At 67.5% G+C, this 26,584-nt stretch carries 19 protein-coding genes and 1 riboswitch; of the genes, 10 read left to right on the top strand and 9 right to left on the bottom strand.

The window, feature by feature from the left end:
• Nucleotides 1–314 precede the first annotated feature (314 nt).
• The 3 genes from BLR41_RS20250 (at nt 315) to BLR41_RS20235 (ending at nt 5,073) form a co-directional block, all read left to right on the top strand.
• Entirely contained in the window at nt 315–1,682 is a 1,368-nt protein-coding gene (locus tag BLR41_RS20250) for a CNNM domain-containing protein (RefSeq protein WP_092631939.1), read from the top strand.
• Nucleotides 1,679–2,719, top strand: coding sequence for a hemolysin family protein (locus tag BLR41_RS20245; RefSeq protein ID WP_092631672.1), 1,041 nt, complete (start codon nt 1,679–1,681; stop codon nt 2,717–2,719). The genes BLR41_RS20250 and BLR41_RS20245 overlap by 4 nt, the downstream gene beginning before the upstream one ends.
• Before the next feature lie 1,541 nt (nt 2,720–4,260).
• A complete protein-coding gene (locus BLR41_RS20235) occupies nt 4,261–5,073 on the top strand; it encodes a 3-methyladenine DNA glycosylase (RefSeq protein ID WP_218120293.1) in 813 nt (270 codons plus the stop codon).
• 42 nt (nt 5,074–5,115) lie between these two features.
• Here BLR41_RS20235 and BLR41_RS20230 read toward each other — a convergent pair whose 3' ends face one another.
• From BLR41_RS20230 to clsA, 6 genes are all read right to left on the bottom strand, one after another.
• The gene (locus BLR41_RS20230; protein ID WP_092631663.1) at nt 5,116–5,400 is read right to left on the bottom strand and encodes a HesB/IscA family protein; all 285 of its coding nucleotides are present in this window, start codon (nt 5,398–5,400) and stop codon (nt 5,116–5,118) included.
• Nucleotides 5,401–5,473: 73 nt separating this feature from the next.
• Nucleotides 5,474–8,368: an aminomethyl-transferring glycine dehydrogenase gene (gene gcvP / locus BLR41_RS20225; protein WP_092631660.1), complete on the bottom strand. Its 2,895-nt coding sequence runs from the start codon at nt 8,366–8,368 to the stop codon at nt 5,474–5,476.
• 181 nt (nt 8,369–8,549) lie between these two features.
• Nucleotides 8,550–8,650: riboswitch (glycine riboswitch) on the bottom strand.
• Nucleotides 8,651–8,808: 158 nt separating this feature from the next.
• Nucleotides 8,809–9,375 (bottom strand): MerR family transcriptional regulator, encoded by a 567-nt coding sequence (locus tag BLR41_RS20220; protein WP_092631657.1) that lies wholly within the window; start codon nt 9,373–9,375, stop codon nt 8,809–8,811.
• 298 nt (nt 9,376–9,673) lie between these two features.
• Entirely contained in the window at nt 9,674–10,150 is a 477-nt protein-coding gene (locus tag BLR41_RS20215) for a bifunctional nuclease family protein (RefSeq protein WP_026152307.1), read from the bottom strand.
• Between the two features lie 346 nt (nt 10,151–10,496).
• A complete protein-coding gene (garA, locus tag BLR41_RS20210; RefSeq protein WP_092631654.1) occupies nt 10,497–10,961 on the bottom strand; it encodes a glycogen accumulation regulator GarA in 465 nt (154 codons plus the stop codon).
• 220 nt (nt 10,962–11,181) lie between these two features.
• Entirely contained in the window at nt 11,182–11,856 is a 675-nt protein-coding gene (gene clsA / locus BLR41_RS20205; RefSeq protein WP_092631651.1) for a cardiolipin synthase ClsA, read from the bottom strand.
• Between the two features lie 1,536 nt (nt 11,857–13,392).
• Between clsA and BLR41_RS20195 the strand changes: the two genes are divergently transcribed.
• A complete protein-coding gene (locus tag BLR41_RS20195; protein ID WP_092631933.1) occupies nt 13,393–15,066 on the top strand; it encodes a sodium:solute symporter family transporter in 1,674 nt (557 codons plus the stop codon).
• A gap of 196 nt (nt 15,067–15,262) precedes the next feature.
• Nucleotides 15,263–16,906, top strand: coding sequence for a beta-N-acetylhexosaminidase (locus BLR41_RS20190; RefSeq protein ID WP_092631648.1), 1,644 nt, complete (start codon nt 15,263–15,265; stop codon nt 16,904–16,906).
• A 134-nt stretch (nt 16,907–17,040) separates the two neighbouring features.
• On the opposite strand, the gene BLR41_RS20185 is transcribed toward BLR41_RS20190, so the two are convergent.
• From BLR41_RS20185 to BLR41_RS20175, 3 genes are all read right to left on the bottom strand, one after another.
• Nucleotides 17,041–18,513: an AMP-binding protein gene (locus BLR41_RS20185; protein ID WP_092631645.1), complete on the bottom strand. Its 1,473-nt coding sequence runs from the start codon at nt 18,511–18,513 to the stop codon at nt 17,041–17,043.
• A 202-nt stretch (nt 18,514–18,715) separates the two neighbouring features.
• Nucleotides 18,716–20,167: an MFS transporter gene (locus BLR41_RS20180; protein ID WP_218120285.1), complete on the bottom strand. Its 1,452-nt coding sequence runs from the start codon at nt 20,165–20,167 to the stop codon at nt 18,716–18,718.
• 128 nt (nt 20,168–20,295) lie between these two features.
• Nucleotides 20,296–21,906 (bottom strand): BCCT family transporter, encoded by a 1,611-nt coding sequence (locus tag BLR41_RS20175; protein WP_092631642.1) that lies wholly within the window; start codon nt 21,904–21,906, stop codon nt 20,296–20,298.
• Between the two features lie 401 nt (nt 21,907–22,307).
• Between BLR41_RS20175 and BLR41_RS20170 the strand changes: the two genes are divergently transcribed.
• The 5 genes from BLR41_RS20170 to BLR41_RS20150 all read left to right on the top strand — a co-directional run bounded on the left by BLR41_RS20170 (nt 22,308) and on the right by BLR41_RS20150 (nt 26,563).
• Nucleotides 22,308–23,192: a TetR/AcrR family transcriptional regulator gene (locus tag BLR41_RS20170; protein ID WP_092631639.1), complete on the top strand. Its 885-nt coding sequence runs from the start codon at nt 22,308–22,310 to the stop codon at nt 23,190–23,192.
• Nucleotides 23,193–23,295: 103 nt separating this feature from the next.
• Complete coding sequence (locus BLR41_RS20165) at nt 23,296–24,177, top strand: beta-keto acid cleavage family enzyme (RefSeq protein WP_092631636.1); 882 nt, start codon at nt 23,296–23,298, stop codon at nt 24,175–24,177.
• Nucleotides 24,178–24,250: 73 nt separating this feature from the next.
• Entirely contained in the window at nt 24,251–25,213 is a 963-nt protein-coding gene (locus BLR41_RS20160) for a 3-hydroxyacyl-CoA dehydrogenase NAD-binding domain-containing protein (RefSeq protein WP_092631633.1), read from the top strand.
• Complete coding sequence (locus BLR41_RS20155) at nt 25,210–25,644, top strand: thioesterase family protein (protein WP_092631630.1); 435 nt, start codon at nt 25,210–25,212, stop codon at nt 25,642–25,644. The genes BLR41_RS20160 and BLR41_RS20155 overlap by 4 nt, the downstream gene beginning before the upstream one ends.
• 142 nt (nt 25,645–25,786) lie before the next feature.
• Nucleotides 25,787–26,563: an enoyl-CoA hydratase-related protein gene (locus BLR41_RS20150; protein ID WP_092631626.1), complete on the top strand. Its 777-nt coding sequence runs from the start codon at nt 25,787–25,789 to the stop codon at nt 26,561–26,563.
• Nucleotides 26,564–26,584 lie beyond the last annotated feature (21 nt).

Below are 26,584 nucleotides of genomic sequence, written 5' to 3'. Positions count from 1 at the left end.
CCCTGCGAATCCGCGGCCGAGGACCCGCCGGACAGCGGTGGGCCCGGGAGCCCGGCGGGATGTCCGCGCCACAGTGGGAGCCAGCACGGGTTCCCGCACGGTAGGATGTACGCACCGATACCGGGAGCACCGCCTCCGCACGGAGAACGCGGGCCCGGTGGCCGACGATCACGACACGACGCAAAAGGAGTGACAGCGTCAGTGCCCGAGGCACACTCGACCGACGGCAGTACCGGGCCGGGTCGAAGACCCGGCTGCTTTGCTACTCACCATCGGCCGCGGCACCGTGACAGCCGGTCGCGAGGCGGTGGATGATGGACGTTCTACTCGCGATCCTGGGACTGTTGTTCGTCGGGGTGCTCACGTTGGGCACGGCACTGGCCGTGGCCGCCGAGTTCTCGCTGACCACCCTGGAACGCAGCACCATCGACACACACGTCGCCGAAGTGGGCGACCGACGTTCCCGCTCGGTGCGCCGCGCCCACAGCACGCTCTCCTTCCAGCTTTCCGGCGCGCAGGTGGCCATCACGCTGACCACCCTGGTGACCGGTTACGTGGCAGAGCCGCTGATCGGTGACCTGTTACGTCCGGTCATCACCGCGATCGGGATACCGATGAGCGTGGCCGTCCCGGCCGCGCTGGTACTCGCTATCTTCCTGGCGACCACCCTGTCGATGGTTTTCGGCGAGATGGTTCCCAAGAACCTCGCGATCGCACGACCGCTGCCCACGGCCCGGGCCGTCTCGGGCTACCACGCCACGTTCTCCCGGGTGTTCAGTCTGTTGATCAACGGCATGAACAACAGCGCCAACTGGGTGATCCGGAAGTTCGGCGTCGAGCCGCAGGAGGAGCTGCGTTCGGCCCGCTCCCCCGACGAGCTCGGTTCGATCGTGCGCTCCAGCGCGGAGCACGGCACGCTCGACGAGGCCACCGCCGTGCTGATGGACCGCTCGCTGCGGTTCGGGGAACGCACGGCCCAGGAACTGATGACCCCTCGGGTGCGGGTCGAGTCACTGGCCGCGCGGGACAGCGTGCTCGAACTGATCGACACCGCCCGGCGCACCGGTTTCTCCCGGTTCCCGGTGCACGGGGGCGACCTCGACGAGGTACACGGTGTCGTGCACGTCAAACAGGCTTTCGGGGTGCCGCTGGGAGATCGCGCCGGGACCTCGGTGGGGTCGCTGACCCGACCGGTGCCCACGGTGCCGGAGAGCCTGGACGGCGACGCGCTGCTGGAGCGGCTGCGTGGCTCCGGGCTGCAGATGGCACTGGTGGTCGACGAGTACGGCGGTACCGCCGGAATCGTCAGCCTCGAGGACGTCGTCGAGGAGATCATCGGGGATGTGCGCGACGAGCACGACCGGCGTGAGGCGGCCGCCGTACGCCGCACCGGAGGTTCCAGTTGGAACATCTCCGGGCTGTTGCGGGCGGACGAACTCGAGGAGGCAACCGGCTTCGCCATGCCGGAGGGTGACTACGAGACGGTGGCGGGCTTCGTGCTGTACCGGCTGGGTCGCATCCCCGCGCCGGGCGACCGGTTGCAGCAGGACGACTGGACCCTGACGGTCACCGGCATGGACCGGCACCGCATCGCCGAACTGCGGCTGCAGTATCGCTCCCCTGAGCTCAGCTCCAGACAGCCGGTCGCGAACGCCGAACCGCAACGGGAGGTGTCACGATGAGCGACGGTACGGCCATCGGACTCACCGTGCTGCTCCTGCTGCTCAACGCGCTGTTCGTTGGGGCGGAGTTCTCGCTGCTGTCCTCGCGCAGGGACCGCCTGGAGGCGCTTCGCGAGCAGGGGATGCGACGGGCCAACACGGTCATCAGAGCCAGCCAGGAGGGCTCGCTGATGTTGACCAGTGCCCAGCTCGGCATCACGCTCTGCTCGCTGGGACTGGGCAGGTTGGGCGAGCCCGCCGTGGCGCACCAGCTCGACCGGCTGTTGGGCCCGGTCCCGGTGCCCTCGGTGCTGGTGCACGCGGTCTCCTTCGCGATCGCGCTGGCGCTCGTGGTCGTGCTGCACGTGCTGGTCGGCGAGATGGTGCCGAAGAACCTCGCGATCGCCGATCCGGAGCGGTTGGCGCTGTGGCTGGTTCCCGCCCTGGTGGGCTTCGTCAAGATGGCCCGGCCGTTGATCGCGCTGTTCAACATGCTGGCCAACCTGGTGCTGCGGATGCTGCGGGTACAGCCCAAGGAGGACCTGGAGACCGCCTACACCTCCTCGGAGCTGGCCGAGCTGCTGGTGGAGTCGAGGCGCGAGGGACTGCTGGACCAGTCCGAGCACCGCAGACTGGCGAAGACGCTCTCCTCGGTGGAGAACACCGTGGGCGACGTGGTGGTTCCGCTGCACGACCTGACCACCCTGCCCGGCGACCCCACGCTGACGGACGTGGAGGAGGCGGTCTCCTCCACCGGCTTCTCGCGTTTCCCGGTTCGCGGCGACGGCGGCAAACTGGTGGGGTATCTGCACGTCAAGGACGTGCTGGACCAGGCGGGCAGCTCGCCGCGCACCCTGGTCCCGACCTCCCGGATCCGCACGTTGCCCACCGTGCGGGCGCGGGCCCGGTTGGACGACGCGCTGACGGCGCTGCGCCACACCGGCAGTCACCTGGCCACCGCCATCGACGACGGCGGGAAACCGCTGGGCGTGGTGGCGCTGGAGGACCTCGTCGAGGAGTACGTCGGCACCGTCCGCGACGGCACTCACGTGGCCTGACCCGGCTCCGGGCGCTTTCACACGAAGGCGCCCGGAGACCGCGGGCTCGCCGCCCTGGAAACGGGGCTGGCGCACGGAGCGGGGCCGGATCCCTCGGTGATGGACGGCGGGGTTCTCGCATCTCGCGTTCGCTGGTGTCGCTCGGTGCGGCCTCGCTCTGCACGGCAACACCCCCGACAGCCTCACCCGGCCCCGGTGCCAGGCCGTCGTCCTCTTTTCTTGTGAGCCGGAGGCGATCCCCGGGGCTCGGGTCCCGCGTGGACCCGTAAGGCTGCGAGCCCCCCTCGATCTCGGGTGTGTCGTGAATTGGACACAGTTTTCCCGGGATCGAGGGGGAGGTGAAGCTTCTCGGTATACCGGAATTGTGACTTCGGAGCTTCACCCCGCGCGGGGTGTTACACCCGCGCCGAGCCGGGGGTTACGGGCAGAGCCACGGTGATGGGCGGAGTGCCCGAGCATGGGCGCCAGGGCTTACCAAGGACACGGCCGGGTTCGCCTAGATCGTGCGTTGCCTGACGCGCGGACTTCACCCGCTCTAACCGGGAGCCGCACGGCTGTGAACCGTGGCCAGGACTTGTAGCCCTACCCACACGCTGCCTGGGGCGCGCGTGGAGGGGAGTCATTCCGTGCTAGACTCAGCACTGCTTTATTTCGACTTGGCGGAAGAAATATAGCACGAGCCCCCTGGTCACGATCAGGGGGCTCTTCTTTGCTCGCGATTCTAAAAAAGAAAGTCTTTCAGGAAATTTGCACGCCGGTTCGTGGCGTTCTCGGATCCACGAGAACGGCCGTGCGTCGAACGTTCGTCACCGCGCTCGCCGTTGTCGATCGGTCGGGCGAGTTCGGTCAGGGGCGACCGGTCGAGTTTCATCACACGGGGTGGATGATGTCCCACCGCTGCAGCACGTAGTCTCCAATCGGCCCCGGCTCTCGCGCGTAAGCGAGAACGATATCCGCCGTGGCCGGAGGTTCTCCCGTCTCGACGAGTCCGAGGCACGGCTTCGAGTAGTGCGTCAGCTGAGCAGTCGGTACCGGGAGTGCTGCGGAGGAACAGTGACCGGACGACACCGCGAGCGCACCGACTGCGCGGACACGTTCCGGCCTTCTCCAGCGATCCGTACGAACCACCGATCCGGCGGACAGGGCGTAGAAACGGTTATCGAATTCCATTGGGCAGGCGAAGACGTCTTCCCGCGCTCTCGCCCGGCCGAAAAGGACGTCAGGAGCGAGCGCCAGATTTGTCGAATCACGGGAAACGTCTCGGTGCGGATTTTCCGGTAAGCAAGAATGGAACACCACCTCCCGAAACGCGGCGGGACCGGTGCGGTAGCGGAGCCAGCGCCGGAGCAGGCCGGGCACGAACCGCCACACCTGACGAGGAGCACGGCCCGCGCGCACCACTCGAACGAGCCCGGACGGGCTTCGCTGCCACGTCCCCGCCCCGGGGCGGTGCCGCGAGGGTGGCCTATCCTTCCCACGTGCCACCCGAAGTACTGTCCGAACGAACGTGGCGTGCCAGGGAACGGGCTCACCTGGAGCGGATGCGGCACTGGACGCTGCCGCACCGCGAGCGGCAGCGGCGCGGCGAGAAGCACCCGGTGCTGGACTTCCTCTTCACGTACTACACCCAGCGCCCGTCGAGGCTGGAGCGCTGGCAACCGGGTTACGGCGTGGCGCTGGAGGGCGGCGCGAAGTTCCTCGACCGGAGCGGCTACACCGAGACGCCGGACGGGGTGATGGTCGCGCCCGAGGCGCTGACCCCGCGGCTGCTCGACACCGCCGACTTCGTGCACCGTCTGCTGAGCGCCACGGAGTCACGACCGGCACAGCTGGGCTGCTTCGGGCTGCACGAGTGGGCCATGGTCTACCGGCTCGGCCAGGACGAGCTGCGGCACTCGGAGTGGCCGCTGCGCCTGGGAGAGCAGGGCACTAACGAGGTCGTCGAGTCGATGCGCGTCCAGTGCAGCCACTACGACGCGTTCCGGTTCTTCAGCACGGCCGCCCGGCCGCGCAACACGCTGCAGCCCACCCAGCAGGATCGGGTGAACCTCGAACAGCCGGGCTGCCTGCACAACAACATGGACGTCTTCAAGTGGTGCTACAAGCTCGGCCCGCTCGTGCCCGCCGAGCTGACGGGCGACGCCTTCGAACTCGCCGCCGAGATCCGCGAGCTGGACATGCGCGCCAGTCCCTACGACCTCGGCGAACTGGGCTACTCCCCCGTCGAGATCGAGACCGCCGCGGGCCGCGCGGAGTACGTCCGCCACCAGCGGGCGTTCGCCGAACGAGCGAGCTCGCTGCGGCGACGGCTCATCGAGGTGTGCCGTCGACCGCTGGAAACGCGCGTGGGGTGACCGCACCGGCGGCCACCCCACGTCGACACTGCTGCGCTCGGGTCACTCGCTGACCGTCAGGCCGAGCTCCCCGTTGTCGTCCCGCTCGGCGTCCAGCGTCTTGTCCCCGAGCACGGTGGCGGCCTGTTCGTCCAGGAAGACCCGCACACCGGACTGCTCGACGACCTGGTCACTGTCCTCCGGGGCGTTGGCGACGGCCGCCTCCAGGCTCTCCGCCGAGGCCTCTCCCTCGGACGAGCTGATACGCAGACCGGCCCCCTCGGGGGACTCGCCACCGACCAAGATCAGCTTGATGACCTCGGCCGCGTTCTCGCTGATGGTGAGCATCTGCTCTAATACCCCTCTCGGAGTCGGTCACGTAAAGAGCCCACGGTATTAGACGACGCCACGGAACGCTCGTTTACCCCTCGTAAGCCGACAGCGGGGGGCAGGAGCACACCAGGTTGCGGTCCCCGCGCGCCTGGTCGATCCGCCGCACCGGCGGCCAGATCTTGTTCTCCGGAGCGCCCATCGGATAGACCGCGTCCCACCGGCTGTAGGAGTGCTCCCACTCCCCCGCCAGCGATGCGGCGGTGTGCGGAGCGTTGACCAGCGGGTTGTCCTCGGCCGACCAAGTACCGGCCGCGACCTTGTCGATCTCGGCGCGGATCGCGATCATCGCGTCGCAGAAGCGGTCCAGCTCGGCGAGGTTCTCGCTCTCGGTGGGCTCCACCATGAGCGTTCCGGCCACGGGGAACGACATCGTCGGCGCGTGCAGCCCGTAGTCGGCGAGCCGCTTGGCCACGTCGTCGACGGACAGCCCGGCCCGTGCTGTGACGTCACGCAGGTCGAGGATGCACTCGTGCGCGACCAGCCCGCCGCCTCCGGTGTAGAGCACCGGGAAGTAGTCGTGCAGCCGCTTGGCCACGTAGTTGGCCGAGGCCACGGCCGTCAGCGTGGCACGGCGCAACCCGTCGGTCCCCATCATGCGGACGTAGGCCCAGGAGATCGGCAGGATCGAGGCGCTGCCCCACGGCGCGGAGCTGATCGGCCCGACACCGGACTCCGGCCCCGCCTGCGGCTGCAGCGGGTGGTTCGGCAGGAACGGCGAGAGGTGCTCGCGCACCCCGATGGGACCGACACCGGGACCACCACCGCCGTGCGGGATGCAGAAGGTCTTGTGCAGGTTCAGGTGGGACACGTCGGCACCGAACTTGCCCATCCTCGCCAGCCCGATCAGGGCGTTGAGGTTGGCGCCGTCCACGTAGACCTGGCCGCCCGCGTCGTGCACCAGCCCGCAGACGTCCTGCACCGTGTTCTCATAGACCCCGTGCGTGGACGGGTAGGTGACCATGATGGCGGCGAGCTCGTCGCGGTGCTTGTCCACCAGCTCCCGCAGGTGGTCCATCTCGATGTTGCCCGCGTCGTCGCAGCGCACGACCACCACACGCAGCCCGGCCATGACGGCGCTGGCCGCGTTGGTGCCGTGGGCGCTGGCCGGGATCAGGCACACTTCGCGCTGCTGCTGGCCGCGCTGGCGGTGGTAGGCGCGGATGGCCAGCAGACCCGCGAACTCGCCCTGGCTGCCCGCGTTGGGCTGCAGGCTCACCGAGTCGTAACCGGTGATCTCGGCCAGCCAGTTCTGCAGGTCCTCGACGACGCGCAGCATCCCCGCCGCGTCCTCGGCGGGAGCGAACGGGTGCAGCTCCCCGAAGGCCGGCCAGGTGATCGGTTCCATCTCGGCCGCGGCGTTGAGCTTCATGGTGCAGGAGCCGAGCGGAATCATGCTCCGGTCCAGGGCGACGTCGGAGTCGGAGAGTCCGCGCAGGTACCGCAGCAGCGCCGTCTCCGAGCGGTGCCGGTGGAACACCGGGTGGGTCATGTACTCGGTGGTCCGACGCAGCTCGGTCGGCAGCGCGTCCGACACGAGGGTGTCGAGCTCGTCCACCGGGGTGAGCTCGTCGCCGGAGAGCCCGAACGCCTGCCAGACCGAGGTCAGCCGCTGCCTGGTGGTGGTCTCGTCGCAGGTGATGCCGACGTGGTCGGCGTCGACCCTGCGCAGGTTCACACCGTTGCGGCGCGCGGCGGCGACGATCTCGTCGGCGCGGCCGGGAACGCGGGTGAGCACGGTGTCGAAGAAGTCCTCGTGGCAGACCTCCACCCCGCCGCGGCGCAGCTGCTCGGCCAGCACGCTGGCCATGCGGTGCGTGCGGGTCGCGATGGCACGCAGCCCTTCGGGACCGTGGTAGACGGCGTACATCGAGGCGACCACGGCCAGTAGCACCTGGGCGGTGCAGATGTTGCTGGTGGCCTTCTCCCTGCGGATGTGCTGTTCCCTGGTCTGCAGCGCCAGCCGGTAGGCCTGGTTCCCATCGGCGTCCACGCTGACCCCGACCAGCCGGCCGGGAAGCTGGCGCTCCACGCCCTTGCGCACGGCCATGTAGCCCGCGTGGGGACCGCCGAAGCCCATCGGGACGCCGAAGCGCTGACTGGTCCCGACCACCACGTCGGCGCCGATCTCGCCGGGCGCGCGCAGCATCGTCAGGGCAAGCAGGTCGGCCGAGACCACGGCCATCCCACCGCGCCGGTGCACCTCGGAGATGACTTCCTCGTGGGCGCGGACGGCGCCGGAGGCTCCGGGATAGGCCAACAGCGCGCCGAAGAACTCCCCTTCCGGCAGCCCGGCGGTCCCCTGCGAGAGGTCGGCGTGGACGATCTCGATGCCGAGCGGTTCCGCGCGGGTCTCGACGACCGAGATGGTCTGGGGCAGCGCATCGGTGTCGACGACGAACCGAGGGGACTTCGAACGCCCCGCGCGGCGCACCAGGGTCATGCCCTCGGCGGCGGCCGTGGATTCGTCGAGCATCGAGGCGTTGGAAACCGGGACGCCGGTGAGATCGGCGACCATCGTCTGGAAGTTGAGCAGGGCCTCCAGTCGCCCCTGGGAGATCTCGGGCTGGTACGGCGTGTAGGCGGTGTACCAGGCGGGGTTCTCCAGCACGTTCCGACGGATCACCGGCGGAGTGATGGTGGGGTGATAGCCGAGGCCGATCATCTCCACGTGGGGGTTGTTGCGGTCGGCGAGCTCGCGCAGCTCGTCCAGGGACTCGGCTTCGGTGGCCGGTTCCGGCAACGCCATCCGCATGTCTCGTTCCCGGATCCCCGCAGGGACGGCTTGTTCGCCGAGCTCTTCGAGCGAACCGACACCGATCACATCGAGCATCCGAGCCAGCTCAGCCGGCATGGGGCCAACGTGGCGGTCGGCGAACGGGGTTCCGTGCTCGAGAGCGGCCAACGGGATACGTTCGTCGGTCATCGCCAAAACCTCAATCGTCGGGCATCTCGGACAGGGCAGACAGCACTCGGGTGAGTTGCTGACCTCCCCCTCTGTCAATGCCCGCGGAACGGGCGCCTGAGAGCTTCGCCCGGTGTGGCGGGCTTGCACCGTCGGCGGGGTTCACCACGACGCTGTGGCGACTCCCTCTTTCCAGAGGTATCTCGCCCGTACGGTCCCAATAGCCTGAGAGGTTGTCGGGGAGGGGTTGCTCCTTCGGCGCCGCACCGAGTTGCTCGGCACGGTCTCTCCCGTACGGGGTCGGCGACAGGTGTGAGCGTACCTCATATCGCACCGTCCAGGGAGTGTGTGGCAAGGCGCACACTCGCCGGGAACACCACGAAACCTCGGCCTCGTCCGACCCGCCGCGGAGTCCGCTCGAGCGGATCCTGAAGGTGAGATTCCCTGGGAAACCCGGGGAATCACCCGGTTTGGCGGTCCCGACGCTTCCGGGAGAGCTCGTCGTCCTCCGGGGGGCGGAGGCCGCCCCCGTCGGCGCGTTCGGCTGGGAAATCGTGGATCGTGCCGGTTATCTCGCGCATCGCCCCGCTGACTGCGATCCCGAAAACGCCCTGACCACCACGTAACAGGTCCACCACGTCCTCCGCGGAGGTGCACTCGTAGACGGTTGTCCCGTCACTGAACAGCGTGACCCCGGCGAGATCACGCACCCCACGACCACGCAGGTGGTCCACCGCGGTGCGGATGTTGTGCAGTGATACGCCCGCATCCAGCAGACGTTTCACCACCTTGAGAACCAACATGTCCTTGAACGAGTAGAGCCGCTGCGAACCCGACCCCTCGGCGAGCCTGATCGAGGGCTCGACCAGCTCGGTACGAGCCCAGTAGTCCAACTGCCGGTAGGTGATACCGGCAATCTGACAGGCCGCGCGTCCCCGATAACCGACCAGCTCATCCGGAAGCGCCGCGTCCGGGAACAACTCGGCTTGTTCTACGTCCGTATCCAGCCGTGATGCGTTTTCGACCACGCACGCCTCCCCTCGGCCGACCCACGGCGGCCATCGGATCCGGAACCGCAGTCGTCGACACGTCCGAATCCGATCTCGTCACGCCCCCATTCGCTCGATCACCGCGCGCACGTCCACCGTGTCACTCAACAGTATGCCCGCGGAAAACGGCGGTCAACACGACGCGCGGAACGCCCCGTCGGAACTCCCGCACCACGTCGGTGCTCCGCACCGGCGGGGAGACGCCCTGGCCCCCTTGCCACGTTCGAGACGTTCCCCGCGACCCGTCGCGCGAACAGCACGACCGCGGCCGATCGCCTCAGGTGTCGGCGCCGCGGAAGTCCTCCGGCGAGACCGAGTCCAGGAACTCCTTGAACTTCTCGACCTCGTCCTCCTGCTCGTCGGGAATCAGCAGCCCCGCCTCGTCGAGCACGGACTGCTCGGCGTGGATCGGAACACCGGTGCGCAACGCCAGCGCCACCGAATCACTCGGCCTTGCCGAGACCCGCACATCGCCGTCGAAAACGAGCTCCGCGTAGAAGGTCCCTTCCTGGAGGTCGGTAACCCGCACTTGTTCCAGCTCTCGCCCGAGCGCACCGACCACGTCCTTGAGCAGATCGTGGGTGAGCGGCCGCGCGGGCCGCACCCCCTGTTGCTCGAGGGCGATGGCGGTAGCCTCGACCGAACCTATCCAGATCGGCAGATACCGTTCGCCGTCGGTCTCGCGCAACAGCAGGATCGGCTGGTTGGCCGGCAGTTCCACTCGCACGCCGACGACGCGCATCTCGCTGCTCATCGTCAAATCGCCTCCTCCAGCGCGCCGAAGCGTGACATCTCCTTCGAGGATCGCGCACCGACGCCTTCGACGCTACCCGCGATACGGCGAAGACGCCGCCCACACAGGCGCCGACCGCTTCCCTCGTCCCGTGGATCACCCGATGGGACTTGTACACCGTACCCCGAGCACCCGGGTGATCGGGCATGTCCCGCAGCGGTGCGATCTCCCCGGCTGGAACCGGTGCGGCTGCTCCGAAAGCTCCGCGAGCGGGCGTGGCTCGCGGCTTCGGGTGCCGTGTCGGAGTACCTCGTTCCCGCCGAACGAGGGCACCCCGGACGCCACCGAGCACAGCACCGCCCGATCGTCACCGGCTACCCTGCGTGCCTTCCGCCGGACCGGTCAGAAACACCAGACGGAACTTGCCGATCTGGACCTCGTCACCGTTGGCCAGCACCGAGGTGTCCACGGGTTCACGATTGACATAGGTTCCGTTGAGGCTTCCCACGTCGACGACGACGTACTCCGCGCCTTCCCGCCGGAACTCGGCGTGCCTGCGGGAGACGGTCACGTCGTCCAGGAAGATGTCGCTGTCGGGGTGCCGACCGGAGCTGGTCGTCTCCCTGTCGAGCAGGAATCGCGAGCCCGCGTTGGGACCGCGCTTGACCACCAGGAGAGCGGATCCGGCGGGCAGCGCGTCCACACCGGACGCGGTGGACTCTGCAGGCGCACTCTCTGCGTTCTCCTGCTCGGAGAGGAAGGGCTTGAAGACCGAGGTGGTCTCCGATGACTGCTCCGGCGATACGTCGCCGGGCCCGTCGTTGGTGCTCACCTGAGCTCTCCTCCTGCGGATGGATCGTGCCAGTACCACCCAACGTACCGCGCCGTACACGACGTCGGACGGCGAGTCCCGATATTCGAACCGATGGGGCAGGTTGCCAACCGGGTCTTCCCCGGATCATCGCAGTGATGATCATACTCGTTCAACGGTTGATCGTCCGGGCCGAACAACCCCGGATCGAACGACTAGAGCCATGCCGTAACGATGCCGTTCAACCACGCGTGCGGGCGAGGCGGACGGCTCCGAACACCTGACCGAGGTAGAGCAGTCCGGCCCACAGATAAAGCGCCGCTCCCCACCCGGTGAAGGCGTAGGCGAACGGGCGGGCGATCCAGTCGAACGCGAAGTCCCCCTGCACCAGCAGCAACAGCGGGAACGCGTACATCAGGCAGAACGTTGCCGCCTTGCCCAGATAGTGCACCTCCGGCGGCTCGAAGCCGTGGTACCGCAACACGGGCAGGCACAGGGTCAGCAGCAGGTCGCGCGCGATGAGCGCGAAAGCGGCCCACCAGGGCACGACACCGCGGATCACGAAGGCGACCAGCGTGGCCACGATGTAGAGCCGGTCGGCAGCCGGATCCAGCAGCTGCCCCAGGCGGCTGTACTGATCCAGCCAACGGGCGAGTTTCCCGTCCAACCAGTCGGTGAGCCCGCTGAGGATCAGCACCAACAACGCGAGCAGATCCCACTGCGGCCCGAGAAGCAACCACAGGAACACCGGAACCCCGGCGAGCCGCAGCAAGCTCAGCGCGTTGGGAACCGTCCACCACGGATCGCTCCAGACCCCCGCGGCGACTTCCCTGATGCGGTCGATGCCCTGTTCCGAAGACTGACCGCCGGAGTTCCGCGCCGATCCCGTAGTGGCGCCGTCGGCGTCTTGCACCACGAGACCCTCCCCTGTGAGCGGGCCGCTCCACTCGGCAGCACGAGGGGCCCGCGATCCGTGACCCGTCCGCTCGTGGCAACGCCGGACGTGTCAACGTGCCTGTTGGTTCAGGGTGCCATATGTCCCCTCACCCGATGACGGCACCAGTTCGGCGCGCTCCCTAGGCCGGTGGGGATTCCGCGCATCCCACGCCACGTGCCGAGCGGCGTCGTGGTCGCGGACGACCCGCGGGGGCACGAGGTTCGAGCACTCCACGAATCGTGCACGCTCGTCGGTCTACTTCGCCGCCTCGCTCGGTGGGGCACCACTGGGCACCGTCCGGCAACACGTGCCGGGCCGGCCCACCCCCGACGTGGCGTGCCCGCCCACGAACACTCCTGATCGGTCGCCATCAGCCCGACGATCGGGACTCGCGCCGATGAACGGCCTGCTCAGTGCAGGGGAAGCGACCAGCCTCTGCGGTTGAGTTCGGCGTCGCTGAGAAACCGCGGTCGTCCCCGGTCGTCGACACCGACCCAGCGCGACCGCCCGCCGCTTCCCTCGAGCACGAAGGGGTGACCACCGCTCCAGACCACGCTGCAGGGGGTGGTGGGGAGCCCGCCACCCCCACATCCAGCCGCGTCGTCGGGAACGGACTCCGATTTCGATGACGTATCGCTGCGCATCTCTCGTAGTACCTCCGCCAGAACCGTCGTCCTGACCGTCTCCAACGTTAGCCCTCGGGCTTTTCGGGTCCGATTGTGCGCCCCATGCGCGGATGTGTCGCGGCACACACTGCTCGTTGCGCCGGACGGTCCTTGCGGAGCGCCGAGCCGGGGTGCCGCGACGCGGGGCGATCCCCCGCGCGGGGCGGCCGACCTCTCCGCACCACCGCTCGGCGCAGCCGAGGAAGCGGCGAACGACCCCGAGAGCCCATCGGGACCGTGCTCCCCACCCGAGCCCCCTCAGTGGCCCGATGCCCCTGGAAACGCCCCTCGAAATGGCGCCGAAAGAATTCGGACCGAAGCCGATGGCTCCCGACGAACACCCCCGATCCGGATCGACCGAACACCTCCACGACTCGAAAAATCAAAAAACAGTCGGTAATCGGTATAACACCATACGTGGAAAACGAGAGACGGACGAAAGCCCGCGCCTCGACCGAAAGCGGGACCCGGGATCGACGGAGATCTGTGTCGCGGATCTCATCGAACGGTGAGTCGAACAACACTCGAAAACACGACGCAGCGAGACCCACCGCGGACCGCACACAACATCACCAGCGGAGCCACGAAACCATTAAAAAGCACTATGAGCTGCATAATCTCTACCAATAACCACTCCGCAACGAGGGCGACCGCCCGAAGAGCAGCCATCCGCACCGCCAGCGATTCGTTACCTCGACGTAACTAGTACATCTGTACATCCAAGCTGTTTCTGGCTATGGTCTCGAACCGTTCTGACAGCGACACGGAAGGGAAGAACGTGCCTGCCGAAACACGCACGAACGGTGACGACAGCACCCGACCACCCGTAGCCCACAAGGGCAAAAAAGGGATGGCGAAGATCGGCATTTTCGTGATCGTTCTGGCATTCGCCCTGACATATGTGGCGCTCGCGGAACCGAACGTTTCGTGGCCCGGGCTGATCGCGATGCTGGCTTTCTACGCGCTGTTCTACTGGCTGGGTGCTTTCGTGGCCGCCCGACGCGGTGGCGGGCTGGGCGACACGATGGTCGCGGGACGCAACATGCCGCTCTGGATCGGCGTGTTCACCATGACGGCCACCTGGGTCGGCGGCGGCTACATCAGCGGTACCGCCGAAAGCACCTTCAACAGCGGTCTGGCCTGGGCGCAGGCACCGTGGGGGTACGCGCTGAGCCTGCTCATCGGCGGACTGTTCTTCGCCAAGAAGATGCGTCGCGGCCGATTCACCACCATGCTCGACCCGATCGACATCCGGTTCGGCAAGAAGGTCGCCGGGCTCGGCGCGATCCCCGCCATCCTCGGTGAGATCTTCTGGACCGGGGCGATCCTGACCGCGCTGGGAACCACCTTCGGAACGATCATCGGCCTGGACTTCACCGTCTCCATCATCCTGTCGGCGGTGATCGCCGTGGCCTACACCGTGGTCGGCGGCATGTGGTCGGTGGCCATCACCGACGTGGTGCAGGTCGTGGTCATCTTCATCGGCCTGATCGTGGCGGTGCCGTTCGCCGCCTCGGCGGTCGGCGGCCTGGGCGAGGCGTGGGCGGCCTACCCGTCGAACTTCGACTTCGAGTCCTACGCATCGCTGTTCCCACCGTTGACCGGCTGGGACGACCCCGCCTGGGGTCACTCCTACTGGAACTGGTGGGACGCCGGAATCGCACTGGTACTCGGCGGCATCCCCTGGCAGGTCTACTTCCAGCGAGTGCTGTCCTCCAGCAGCCCGAAGAACGCACGTAGGCTCTCGGTGGGCGCCAGCGTGATGTGCGTGCTGGCGGCCATTCCGCCGGTGCTCATCGGTGTGGTGGCCACGGCGGCGAACTTCCAGGCGGAGGGGGCACCCCCACTGGACAACCCCTCCATGGTGCTGCCGTACGTGCTGCGGTACCTCCTTCCCACCGGTGCGGCGGCGCTGGGACTCGGCGTCCTGGCGGCCGCGGTGATGTCCAGCGTCGACTCCTCGGTGCTGTCGGCCTCGTCACTGACCGGCTGGAACGTCTACCGGCGCCTGGTGCGGCCGAAGGCGGGGCCGGAGCAGGTGCAGAAGGTGATCCGCAGGCTGATCGTCATCATCGGTGCCGCGGCCACCCTGATGGCGCTGCAGGCCAGCAGCGTCTACGACCTGTGGTACCTGGCCAGTGACCTGATCTTCGTCATGCTGTTCCCACTGCTGGTGTGCGCGTTGTTCGTGCCGTTCGCCAACCGGATCGGTGCCACGGCCGGTTTCGTCGTCGCCGTCCTGCTGCGGTTCTCCGCGGGGGAGGACACCTTCGGACTCGCCCCGGTGCTGCCCTGGCCCTGGTACGAGGACGGCGCGGTGCTGTTCCCGTTCCGCACGGTGACGATGGTGGCGGCACTGCTCACGATCATCGTGGTCTCCGCGCTCACCCGCGGCAAGAGCGAACCGGTACCGATGGCGGCGTTGGAGCCCGACACGCCGGAGCGGGCTCGGTGGGGCAACGATCTCACCGAGGACTCGGGATCCGGGCAGGATCCGAAGGAAGCGACCAAGGCGGAGGTCTGACCGTCACGCTCCTCGTGACAGCCACACCGCGAACCGTCGGACCCGTCACAGCCGGACTGTGACGGGTCCGACGCGTCTCGAACGCCCGGAAGCGACTCCCGGCAGCAGTCGTTCTACTCCGAACGGGCTATATGCCTCCCCCGCAACTTTGGTCTATACCTTATCCAACCGTCTCCGACGAGAGGTACAGACCAGGATGAAACGAACTCGGGAAGCACCCCGAAACTCGCGCGGACTGCTCCCCGCCGCACTGGCGCTGGCCACCAGCGCGATGCTGGCGGGCGGAACAGTGTCGGTGGCCAGTCCCCAGCAGGACGGGGCCACACCGGACAACCGGCGTGCCTCGACGGGCAACACCGTTTCGCTGCACGACGTCATCCCCGCGCCCACATCGGTACGGGAGGAGTCCGGCAAAAAGTTCCACATCAGGTGGAACACCGGCATCCACACTCCCGCGGGCAGCCCGGAAGCCGAGGAGGTCGCGCACCACCTGCAACGACAGCTGCGCCCCTCGACCGGTTACGGATTCCTGATCAACCGCGACCAGCCGGGCAGCAACGACATCGTGCTACGGCTGGACGGCTCGCGGGACAGACTGGGTGACTCCGGATACCGGATGGACATCGAGCGGGATCGGCTCACGATCCACGCCACCGCTCCGGACGGACTGTTCTACGGGGTGCAGACCCTGCGCCAGCTGCTGCCCGCCAAGGCCGAGAGCGATTCCCCCCGGCACGGGCCGTGGAAGGTCCGTACGGGCGAGATCGTGGACAAACCCCGATTCGAACGTCGTTCGGCGATGCTGGACGTGGCCCGGCACTTCTTCGAGGTCGGTCAGGTCAAGACCTACATCGATCAGCTGGCACAGTACAAGATCAACTACCTGCACATGCATCTGAGCGATGACCAGGGCTGGCGCATCCAGATCGACAGCTGGCCCCGGCTGACCACCCACGGCGGCAGCACCGAGGTCGGCGGCGGCGAGGGCGGCTACTACACCAAACGCGAGTTCGCCGAGATCGTGCGCTACGCCTCGGCACGCAACATCACCATCGTCCCGGAGATCGACATGCCGGGGCACACCAACGCCGCGCTGGCGTCCTACGCCGAGCTCAACTGCGACGGCAAGGCACCGGAGCTCTACACCGGCATCGAGGTCGGTTTCAGCTCGCTGTGCATCGACAAGGACATCACCTACCGGTTCGTCGACGACGTCATCCGGGAGGTCGCCGCGATGACGCCGGGCGAGTACCTGCACATCGGTGGTGACGAGGCCCACGCGACCACCGACGAGGACTACCGGAAGTTCATGTCCAAGGTGCTGCCGCTCGTGGAGAAGCACGGCAAGACCGCGCTCGGTTGGCACGAGTACGCCAAGACGGACCCACCGGAGTCGGCCATGGTGCAGTACTGGGGCACCACGAACTCCAACGCGGAGGTCGCCGAGGCCGCCGCCCGGGGCAACGACATCCTGCTGTCGCCCGCCCACAAGTCCTACGTGGACCAGAAGTACAACGAGGACACCGAACTCGGTCTGGACTGGGCAGGCCCCACCACGGTGCGTGAGGCCTACGACTGGAACCCGGGCAGCTTCATGGAATCGGTTCCCGAGAGCTCGATCGCCGGTGTGGAGGCCGCGCTCTGGAGCGAGACGGTGACGAACTCCGACGAGATCGAGTTCCTGGCCTTCCCGCGGATGCCCGCCATCGCGGAACTGGGCTGGTCCGCCTCGGACAAGCTCGACTGGTCCTCCTTCCGGCAGCGGGTCGCCGACCAGGCACCCCGCTGGGAGGAGCAGGGAATCGACTTCTACCGCTCCGAACAGATTCCCTGGCCGTGAGCACCATCACGCGCCGAACGGCGAACTGATCACCGGCACGTCCCGGCAGCCACTCCGGGATGTGCCGGTTCAGCCGTCCCGGTCGCTCCCGGTCGCATGCGCTCGGGAGCGACCGGGACGGCGGCAGCCGGAACTCACCCGGCGAAAACGTGTCGGGATGCCCACTCGGCCCCCAACTTGCCCTTCTGAATCTTGCCCAGCTCGTTGCGCGGCAGTTCCCGGACGAAACGAACCTCCCTCGGGCGCTTGTGGAAGCTGAGCAGCCCCGCCACGTGCTCGACGAGTTCCCGTTCGGAGAGCTCCGCGCCCCCTGGAACCACCCAGGCCACGATGCGTTGCCCCAGCTCGGGGTCCTGCTCCCCCGTCACCGCCACTTCCGAAACCGCGGCGTGCTCCAGCAGCACGTTCTCGATCTCACCCGCACCGATCCGGAAACCGCCGCTACTGATCATGTCGGTGGCTCGGCGCCCGACGATGCGAACATAGCCGTCCGGCGACCGGGTGGCCATGTCCCCGGTGCGGAACCATCCGTCGATGAAAGCGGCCCGCGTGTCCTCCGGACGGTTGAGGTACTCCCGGAACAGGTTGGGCCCGCGAACCAGGATCTCGCCCACGGTCTCGTCGTCGGAGGCGGTGATCCGGTTTCCCCCCTCGTCGACCAGGATCAACTCGACCCCGTCGAACGGAAGCCCCACATAGCCGGGCCTGCGGTCGCCGGAGGACCGTACTCCGCAGTTCATGATGGTCTCGCTCATCCCGTAGCGCTCCACCACACGCTGACCGGTCAGCCGTGCGATGCGCTGGTGCTCGCTGGCGGGCAGCGCGGCCGAACCGGATACCAGCAACCGTGCCCGCGCCACTCCCCGCCCGATTCCGGGATCGCGTTCCGCGTCGTCGGCCAGCCGCCGGTACATCGTGGGGACGCCGAACAGCATCGTGCCCACCTCGGACAGTTCCTCGGCCACCCGAGCGCTGTCGAAACGAACCAGGTGCCGCAGGGTTCCCCCGACGCGCAGCGGTCCGAGCAGCCCGAGGATCAGACCGTGCACGTGGAACAGCGGCAAGGCGTGGACCAGCACGTCACGGTCGGTCCACTCCCAGGCCCGCGCCACCGCGTCGAGATTGCTGCGGATCGCCTCCCGGGTAAGCACCACCCCCTTGGGCATTCCGGTGGTGCCGGAGGTGTAGACGATCAGGGCATCGGACTCCCCGGCCGGTTCCTCGGGCAGCGCACGCCCGGTGACGTCGAGGGAAACCTCGTGCACGGGCAGTCCCGCTGGAGCTGACGGCGGTGCGAATCCGGGCGGGCCGAGCACCAGCTCCGGTCGGCTGTCGGCGAGGATGTGTTCCAGCTCCCGCTGCCCCAGCTTGGGGCTGAGCGGCACGACAGCGGCTCCGGCACCCAACGCCCCCACCAGCCCCGCACAGGCTTCCGGAGTCGCGTCGGCCCACACCGCGACGCGTCTCGCCCGGCCCACGACAGCGGCTGTCTCCCCCGCCACCAGGGCAAGGCGGGAATAGCTCATGCCGCTCGCCCCGAAGCGCACGGCCTCACTCTCGTCGGGTTCGCGCAGTTTCGGCAACAACGCCGCGCGGTCAGCACACATGGCAGCCCCCGAAGGCTCCGTCTAGGGTACGACCGGCCACAGCACCGGATTCGACCTCCGGAAAGCCCGGCCGGTTCGGCGATCACCGATCAATACCACAGGATCTCTCCCGGTGGCACAAGCTTCGCTTCGCCCCGGGCGAAAGCCCACGGGACCGCGCGGCCACCTTTCCCGAGCGACTGGGGACGCACCCCCGGGAGTTTCACCCGGCGGAGGTCCCGCCACGACGGCGGGTGACCAGGAGTTCGAGCAGACCGACCAGCATGGCGGCGGCGACGAACGAGACCGAGACCAGCAGGCCGTGCGAGATGGCGGTGTCGTAGCCGCTGGGCAACGTGGCGAAGAACAGTCCGGAAGCGGCGGCGGTGCCGATGGCGGTGCCGATCCGCTGGCCGGTCTGCTGGATTCCGGCGGCTGTGCCGCCTCTGGTCACATCGATCTCGCTGAGCGTGACCGTCTGGTTCGGGGAGATCACCAGCCCGCTGCCCACACCTCCGACCAGCAGGGGCAACGCGGTGACCAGCCCCGCGGCACTGCCCTGGTGTCGGGACAGCAGAATCTCGGTGGTCAACACCCCGAGCAGCGCTCCGGTCAGCCCGAGCAGGACGACCTTGCGCCCGAGTCGATGCACGGCACGACCGCTGAGCGCGGAGGAGACCGCCGAACCGAGGGCGAACGGAGTCAACGAGAGCCCGGCCTGCAACGCGGAGTAGCCGAGCCCGCGCTGGAAGTAGACGGCCAGCACGAAGAAGATGCTGGTGAAGCCCGCGAAGTACAGCATCCCCAGGGTGGAGCCGAAAGTGTAGCTGCTGATGCGGAACAGTCGCAGATCCACCAGTGGGGAACCACCCCGGCGGGCGTACCGGTGCTCCCAGGTGACGAACAACAACAGCAGTACCGGCACGGCGGACCACAGCAACCAACTCGGACGGCCCGCGAATCCCTCCTGATCGACCAGTGGGAGCAGCAGACACACCAGCGCCGCTCCCAGCAACGACACCCCGAGCACATCGGCGCCGCGAAGTTGCCGATCCCCCACGCCGCGCGGCATGATCCGAGCGGCGGCAACCAGTGCCGCCAGCCCGATGGGCAGGTTGACGAAGAACACCCAGCGCCAGCCGTGCTGGGCACCGGCCAACTCGATGATCAGACCACCCAGCAACGGTCCGACCGCGGTGGAGATTCCCACGACCGCCCCGAACAGCCCGAAGGCCGTACCTCGTTCACGGCCGTGGAACTGCTGCTGGATGAGCCCGAGCACCTGGGGATTGAGCATCCCGCCCGCGGCACCCTGCAACAGTCGGGCCACCACGAGCCAGACGGAGTTCTGGGCGATTCCGGCCAGTCCGCTGGCGAGTGTGAAAGCCGCGAGCGAGATCAAAAACATCCTGCCGCGACCGTGGGCGTCCCCGAGCTTTCCCAGCGGAACCAGCACCAGGCCGAAGGTCAGCGCGTAGCCGGAGATCACCCAGGACAGTGCCACCGATGGCGCGTCGAGCCCCAGCTGGATGGAGGGCAGGGCGACGTTGACGATGCTGACGTCCAGCAGGGTCATGAAACCGGCCAGCAGGCACAGCGCCAGGATGCGCCAGCGATGCGGGAAATTCCCGGCCTCTCCCGTCGTAGCGGACGATCCGGACTCGGCTCGACTCACTACCCACCTCATCATCGCCTGCGACCCGGACCGCCCCACCTCATCACGTCCCGGCGAAGCACGCGCGACGAGGTCGAAAGCCCCGCTCCGACCCGAGTGCGAACCGGGCCCGGGACGGAGCGGAGATCTCACTGGCTGATGGCTGACACGGGGTTTTCCTCGTGCGACTGCCCGGGCGGGCCCGAAAACTCCGAGCGAGGGACGTCCCCGGAAGAGTTGTCGGAGCCGACGAGGTCGCCCGGCGCGCCACCGCCTCCGTGGTCGGCCCTGAGCCACCGCCGCAGCGACTCCGCGACCAGCGCCAGGACGAAAATGAGCGGGAAGGCGGTGATGATCGACAGCGTTTGCAGCGCCTCGAGACCACCCGCGTACATCAGGGCGATCGAGACGGCGGCCAGCACCACCGCCCAGAACACCCGGTGCCAGCGGGCGGGGTCGGCACCCCGCGGCAGTTCGCTGGAGGAGACGGCGGCCATGGTGTAGGCCGAGGAGTCCAGCGTGGTGGCCAGGAACAGCACCACCAGCAGCACGAACACCGCGAGGACGATCGCGCCCAGCGGCAACTGCGACAGCGCGGCCATGGTGCCCGCGACATTGCCCTGCGACCGCACGATGTCGGCGACCGGCACGATGTCGGCGATCTGGTAGAACATCGCGGTGTTGCCCAGCAGGGCGAACGCGAGCCAACAGCCGGCGCTTCCCGCGAGGCACATTCCGGCGATCATTCCCCGGATGGTGCGGCCCTTGGAGATCCTGGCCACGAACAACCCCACGAAGGGTGCGTAGGAGATCCACCAGCCCCAGTAGAAAACGGTCCAGTCCTCCTCGAAGCCGGAACCGCCGACCGGATCGGTGTAGAAACTCATCTCCACGAAGTTCTGAAGCAGAATACCGACACTGTTCGTGAACGTGTCGATCATGAAAACGGTGGGCCCCATCACGAGGATGAAGGCGCCGAGCCCGAAGGCCAGCCAGATGTTGATGTCGGCGAGCCTGCGCAGCCCCTTCTGCAACCCGAGGAACACGCTGGCGCCGAACAGCAGGGTCCACACCACGATCACCGCGACGTCGAGCACCATGCCGGACCGGAGCGGTGTGATCTCGGCGAGCCCGCCGGAGACCATCGGCACCTCCAGCCCCAGCGACGTTCCCGCCGCACCCACGAGACCGAAGATGAACAGCACGTCGATGACACGGCCGACCCAACCGTCGGCGTGCTTTCCGAGCACGCCGCGGCAGGCGTCACTGAGCCGCAGGGTGCGCTGCTTGCGCACGTGGTAGACGTAGGCCAGCGCCAGGGCGGGCAGGCAGAACAGTCCCCAGGCCGTGAAACCCCAGTGGAACATGGGGTAGGTGGCGGCCCAGTGCGCCGCCTCCACGCTGCCCGACCGCAGCTGCATGGGCGGATCACTGTAGTAGTAGGCCCATTCGATGACCCCCCAGTACATGATGCCGCCGCCGATCGAGGCGGTGAAGATCATCGCCAGCCAGCTCAGCGTGGAGAACTCCGGCTTGTCCTGCTCGGTGCCGAACTTGACCTTGCCGTACCGGCTGCAGCCCAGCCACACCAGGAAGCCGAACACCGCGATGGCGAACCACAGGTACAGCCACCCGAACTGACCGGTCAACAGGCCCAACACGGCGTCCAGTGCCTGCTGACCGCGTTCCGGCGCGATCATCACCGGTACGCAGATGACCCCGACCAACAGCAGGGACCACCAGAACACGCGTCTGTCCACCCGAACCGATCCGGTTGTGGCAGCGATGGCGAAAGCACCTCCAAAGTCCTGCGACGGGCGCGGAGGATCACGCGCGCCGGCCGCTGCGTAGGCACGTACTCGGTGTTGTCGAGGGGCATCGCGAATGGTGTTCGGATGCGCTCGCCACCGGGCTCGGCAACGTCCGGTTCCCGGACCCCGCCTCGGCAGCTACCGGGCAGCGGGGTGCCTCACCGAAGCGAAACGTTGCGATTCAACTGACGTGCCAGTCATTCAACGAGGCATAACCTTGGACCGACCTCCCCGAAAGAGTCAAGGATGGATTTTATTTTTGCTGTTCATAGCGATAATAAACACTCATAGTTACCCCCAAGGAACAAGATCGAAATCGCAACATCCATCCCACTATTGCGATAATCGCAATGCTGTTGGTACGCTTCGGCGTCGTGCAGGAATCCACGGCCGAGCTTCGTGACCGGGTCCGCAAAGTCTTGCGGGACAACCCGCTGAGCCAGCGCGCCTTCGCCGAGCGGATCGGGCTGGATGCCACCAAGCTCTCCAAGTCGCTGTCCGGAACCAGGCGGTTCACACCGTCCGAGCTGACCCGCATCGCGGAAACGGGCAACGTGACCGTGAACTGGTTGATCAATGGCAGCGACGAGGTGGAGACGGTGGCCGCCGTGCCACGGCACAGCGCGCGCGTGGAGCCCGAACGCGGCTCCCCGGCTGAGGCCGGGAGGTATCAACAGATCCTCGACGCGGCCTGGCACCTGATCGCGGAGCGCGGTTATCACTCGGTGCGGATCTCCGACGTGGCACAGGCCTGCGGCACGAGTGCGGCCACGATCCACTACTACTTTCCGGGCAGGGACGACCTGCTGACGGAAACGTTGCGCTACTCGGTACGGCTGGCCTTCGACCGGCAGGTCGCCGAGTTGCACACCATCACCGACGCCTACCAACGGCTGCTGCGGCTGGTCGAGCTGCAGCTGCCCACGCCGGGACTGCTCAGGCTGGAGTGGTCGGTGTGGATGCAGATCTGGAACGAAAGCACGCTACGCCCGGAACTGCGGGTACTGCACAGCGACTCCTACGAGCGCTGGCACGACACCATCGCACGCACGATCCGGGAAGGTCAGCAACAGGGTGTGTTCGTCGACACCGATCCCGAGGAGCTGACCATGACCCTGACCGCACTCATCGACGGGCTCGGCATCCAGGTCATCACCGACCGGCCCGGACGCAGTGTGGCGGGAATGCGCGAAGTACTGCGCGATTTCGTGGACCGCGAAATCGTCCGCGACTGAGGAATTCCGAGCCCCCCTCCCCCCGAAAACCGCTGTCGTTCACCGATCGCGTCCTGCTCACGCGATCCGGTGAAGGCTGCCGTACCTGCGAAAGGTGACGAGGATGCAGGACGAGATCATCATCACCGCGGCGTTGACCGGCGCCGGTGACACCCCCCGCAAGAGTGAGCACGTTCCGGTGACCCCGGAGCAGATCGCTCGTTCCGCCGTGGCGGCGGCCGAGGCGGGGGCGGCCGTGGTGCACATCCACGTACGCGATCCGGAAACCGGCGAACCGTCCCGGGACAACAAGCTCTACGCGGAGGTCGTCCGGCGCATCCGCGAAACGGGAACGGACGTGGTGATCAACCTGACCGCCGGTATGGGCGGGGACCTGTTCATCGACCAGGAGGATCCGCTCAAGCCGGTCGACGGGACCGATCTGGTCAACGGACTGGACAGGCTGCCCCATGTCGAGCAGCTGCTGCCCGACATCTGCACGATGGACTGCGGCTCGCTCAACTTCGGCGACGGCAGCCAGCTCTACATCAGCACTCCGGACATGCTGCGCGCCGGGGCCAAGCGCATCCAGGAACTCGGGGTCAAACCGGAACTCGAGGTATTCGACACCGGCCAGTTGTGGCTGGCCAACAACCTCATCTCCGAAGGTCTGATCGACAAACCCGCACTGTTCCAGTTCTGCATGGGCATCCCCTACGGAGCACCGGCGGAGCCGGGGGTACTGCAGGCGATGGTCAACATGCTTCCCGAGGGCTCCAACTGGGCCAGCTTCGCGATCGGCCGCAACCAGCTGCCATGGGTGGCGCAGTCGGCCGTGCTCAACGGGCACGTGCGCGTGGGTCTGGAGGACAACCTCTACCTGAGCAAGGGCGTCAAGGCCAGCAACGCCGCGCTGGTGGAACGCGCGGTGACGATCCTGGAGGGCATGGGCGGCAAAGTGGCCTCCCCGGACCAGGCGAGGCGCAAGCTCGGGCTGCGGAACTGACACCGGCCATCCCCGACACCCGCCCGACAGCCCCGACCCCGGCGGACAGCACGCCCCCACACGGAGGAAACAGTTGAGTCAACAGTCCACACCCCCCGGCGAAGTGACCACGGTGGCCTGCATCGGTGCCGGTGTGATCGGCGGCGGCTGGGTCGCGCACTTCCTCGCCCGCGGCTACCGGGTCGTCGCCTGGGACCCGGCCGAGGACGCCGCAGCACGGCTCGGCCGCCTGGTCGACGCGGCCTGGCCCGCCCTGCGCGAACTCGGCCTGGCAACCGGGGCCTCCCGCGCGAACCTGGCGGTGGCGACCACGCTGGAGCAGGCCGTGGCCGAAGCCGAGTTCGTGCAGGAAAGCGCGCCCGAGGACCTGGACCTCAAGCGGGACCTGCTGGCGCGCATCGATGCCGCCGCTCCCGAAGGAGTGGTGATCTCGTCGTCGACCTCGGGTTACGAGATGAGCGACATGCAGCGCGACTGTTCCGATCCGAGTCGACTGGTCGTGGGACATCCGTTCAACCCGCCCTACCTGATCCCACTGGTCGAGGTGGTCGGCGGTGAACGCACCGATCAGTGGGCCACTCGTTGGACCTCGGAGTTCTTCGAACTCACCGGCAAGTCGGTGATCACGATGGATCGCGAGGTTCCCGGATTCGTCGCGAACCGGCTGCAGGAGGCCATCTGGCGCGAGGCACTGCACATGCTCGACAATGGGGAGGCCACGGTGGAACAGATCGACACCGCGATCACCGAAGGCCCCGGGCTGCGCTGGCCACTGTTCGGCCCCTGCATGACATTCCACCTGGCGGGCGGCGAAGGCGGCATGGCACACATGCTGGACCACTTCGGACCGTCGCTGAAATCACCCTGGACCAGGCTGCAGGCCCCGGAACTCACCCCGGAACTGCGCGACGCGATGGTCGACGGCTGTGAACGGTCGGCGGGAGAGCGCGACATCGCCGAGCTGGTGGACGAACGCGACCGGGCGATCATCGCGGTGCTGCGTGCCGTCAAGGGAGTTCGAGGGGAGCAGTCGTGAGCGTACTCTCGCGGCACCGGGTCCGGCCGGAGTGGATCGACTACAACGGACACCTCAGTGAGGGCTACTACGTGCTGGTTTTCGGTTTCGCCACCGACGGGGTGCTGGAGACCATCGGGGTCGACTCCGAGTACCGCGAAAGCACGAGGTGTTCGCTGTACACCGTGGAGGCGCACGTGCGTTACCTGAACGAGGTCGGCCCGGACAGCGAACTGACGGTCACCAGCAGAATCGTCGCGGCCAGAGGCAAGAAGCTGCGGCTGTGCCACGAGATGACCGTAGACGGGGTGTTGGCCGCCACCGAGGATATCCTCGCGCTGCACGTGGACACCGACTCGGGGCGCGCGACTCCGATGCCGGAACACGTCGCGGCGAAAGCGGGCGAACTCCTGGAGCCGCTCCCCGACTACGCCGGACGCGCTGTCGGTTGATCCGATCAGCGACCGGAACGCCCGCGGGGTGCGTCTCGCTCTTCGAGCGGTACCGGCGTCGACTCACCCGTCCGGAGGTAACGGACTTGTGATACTTCGCATAGCTGGGTAACTTCCAGCCAGTCCCTGCGGAGGTGATCACATGTCAGACACCGACGAGGTCCTTGCCGAACAGCACGAGGCGGTACTGCTGTTGACGTTGCACCGTCCGGAACAGCTCAATGCCTGGACTCCGACGATGCAACGACGTTACTGCGAACTGCTCGAACGGGCCGAGCGTGACACCTCGGTGCGGGTCGTGGTACTCACCGGGTCCGGAAGCGGGTTCTGCGCCGGTTCCGACATCACGGCGCCGTCGAACGACGAACACGTCGGGGCCGCCGACACGCATCGGCGGTTGAGCCTGAGCATGCGGCTGCGCAAACCGGTGATCTCGGCGATCAACGGAGTGGCCTCGGGGGCCGGACTGGCCGCGGCGCTGTTCACCGACGTCCGATTCACTGCCCCGGAGGCGGGCTTCACCACGGCATTCAGCCGCGACGGAATCGTGGCCGAACACGGCCTGGCGTGGCTGCTGCCGAAACTGGTCGGACTCGGCACGGCCATGGATCTGTTGCTGTCCGCGCGGACACTCGACGGAAACCGGGCTCGACAACTGGGGCTGGCGGACCGACTCGTCACGGGTGACCGGGTGTTGTCGGAGGCGATGGAGTACGCCGCTGCCCTGGCCAGGGAGTGCTCCCCGGAATCGATGGCAGCCATCAAGCAGCAGGTCTACAGTGGGTTGGACACGGGACTGGAAACGGCCGCCTCCGATGCCGGATCTCGTATGATCACGGCGTTGCGTGGCGGCACCCACTCGTTCCGAAGCCGTGACCGGCGTCAATACCGTGATCCGCACTTCCCCCCGCTGGACTGATCCGACAGAGCGCGCCGGACC

This window comes from Actinopolyspora mzabensis (genome assembly GCF_900101095.1).
Classification (GTDB): domain Bacteria; phylum Actinomycetota; class Actinomycetes; order Mycobacteriales; family Pseudonocardiaceae; genus Actinopolyspora; species Actinopolyspora mzabensis.
Note: the sequence above shows the minus strand (reverse complement) of the source record. Positions and strands in the feature narration are given on the sequence as shown.

Excerpts from the sequence above, each read along its gene's own strand:
- BLR41_RS20250 (WP_092631939.1), top strand. The coding sequence starts at position 315 with ATGGACGTTCTACTCGCGATCCTGGGACTGTTGTTCGTCGGGGTGCTC.
- BLR41_RS20245 (WP_092631672.1), top strand. The coding sequence starts at position 1,679 with ATGAGCGACGGTACGGCCATCGGACTCACCGTGCTGCTCCTGCTGCTC.
- BLR41_RS20235 (WP_218120293.1), top strand. The coding sequence starts at position 4,261 with ATGCGGCACTGGACGCTGCCGCACCGCGAGCGGCAGCGGCGCGGCGAG.
- BLR41_RS20230 (WP_092631663.1), bottom strand. The coding sequence starts at position 5,400 with ATGCTCACCATCAGCGAGAACGCGGCCGAGGTCATCAAGCTGATCTTG.
- gcvP (WP_092631660.1), bottom strand. The coding sequence starts at position 8,368 with ATGACCGACGAACGTATCCCGTTGGCCGCTCTCGAGCACGGAACCCCG.
- BLR41_RS20215 (WP_026152307.1), bottom strand. The coding sequence starts at position 10,150 with ATGAGCAGCGAGATGCGCGTCGTCGGCGTGCGAGTGGAACTGCCGGCC.
- BLR41_RS20195 (WP_092631933.1), top strand. The coding sequence starts at position 13,393 with ATGGCGAAGATCGGCATTTTCGTGATCGTTCTGGCATTCGCCCTGACA.
- BLR41_RS20190 (WP_092631648.1), top strand. The coding sequence starts at position 15,263 with ATGAAACGAACTCGGGAAGCACCCCGAAACTCGCGCGGACTGCTCCCC.
- BLR41_RS20185 (WP_092631645.1), bottom strand. The coding sequence starts at position 18,513 with ATGTGTGCTGACCGCGCGGCGTTGTTGCCGAAACTGCGCGAACCCGAC.
- BLR41_RS20170 (WP_092631639.1), top strand. The coding sequence starts at position 22,308 with ATGCTGTTGGTACGCTTCGGCGTCGTGCAGGAATCCACGGCCGAGCTT.
- BLR41_RS20165 (WP_092631636.1), top strand. The coding sequence starts at position 23,296 with ATGCAGGACGAGATCATCATCACCGCGGCGTTGACCGGCGCCGGTGAC.
- BLR41_RS20150 (WP_092631626.1), top strand. The coding sequence starts at position 25,787 with ATGTCAGACACCGACGAGGTCCTTGCCGAACAGCACGAGGCGGTACTG.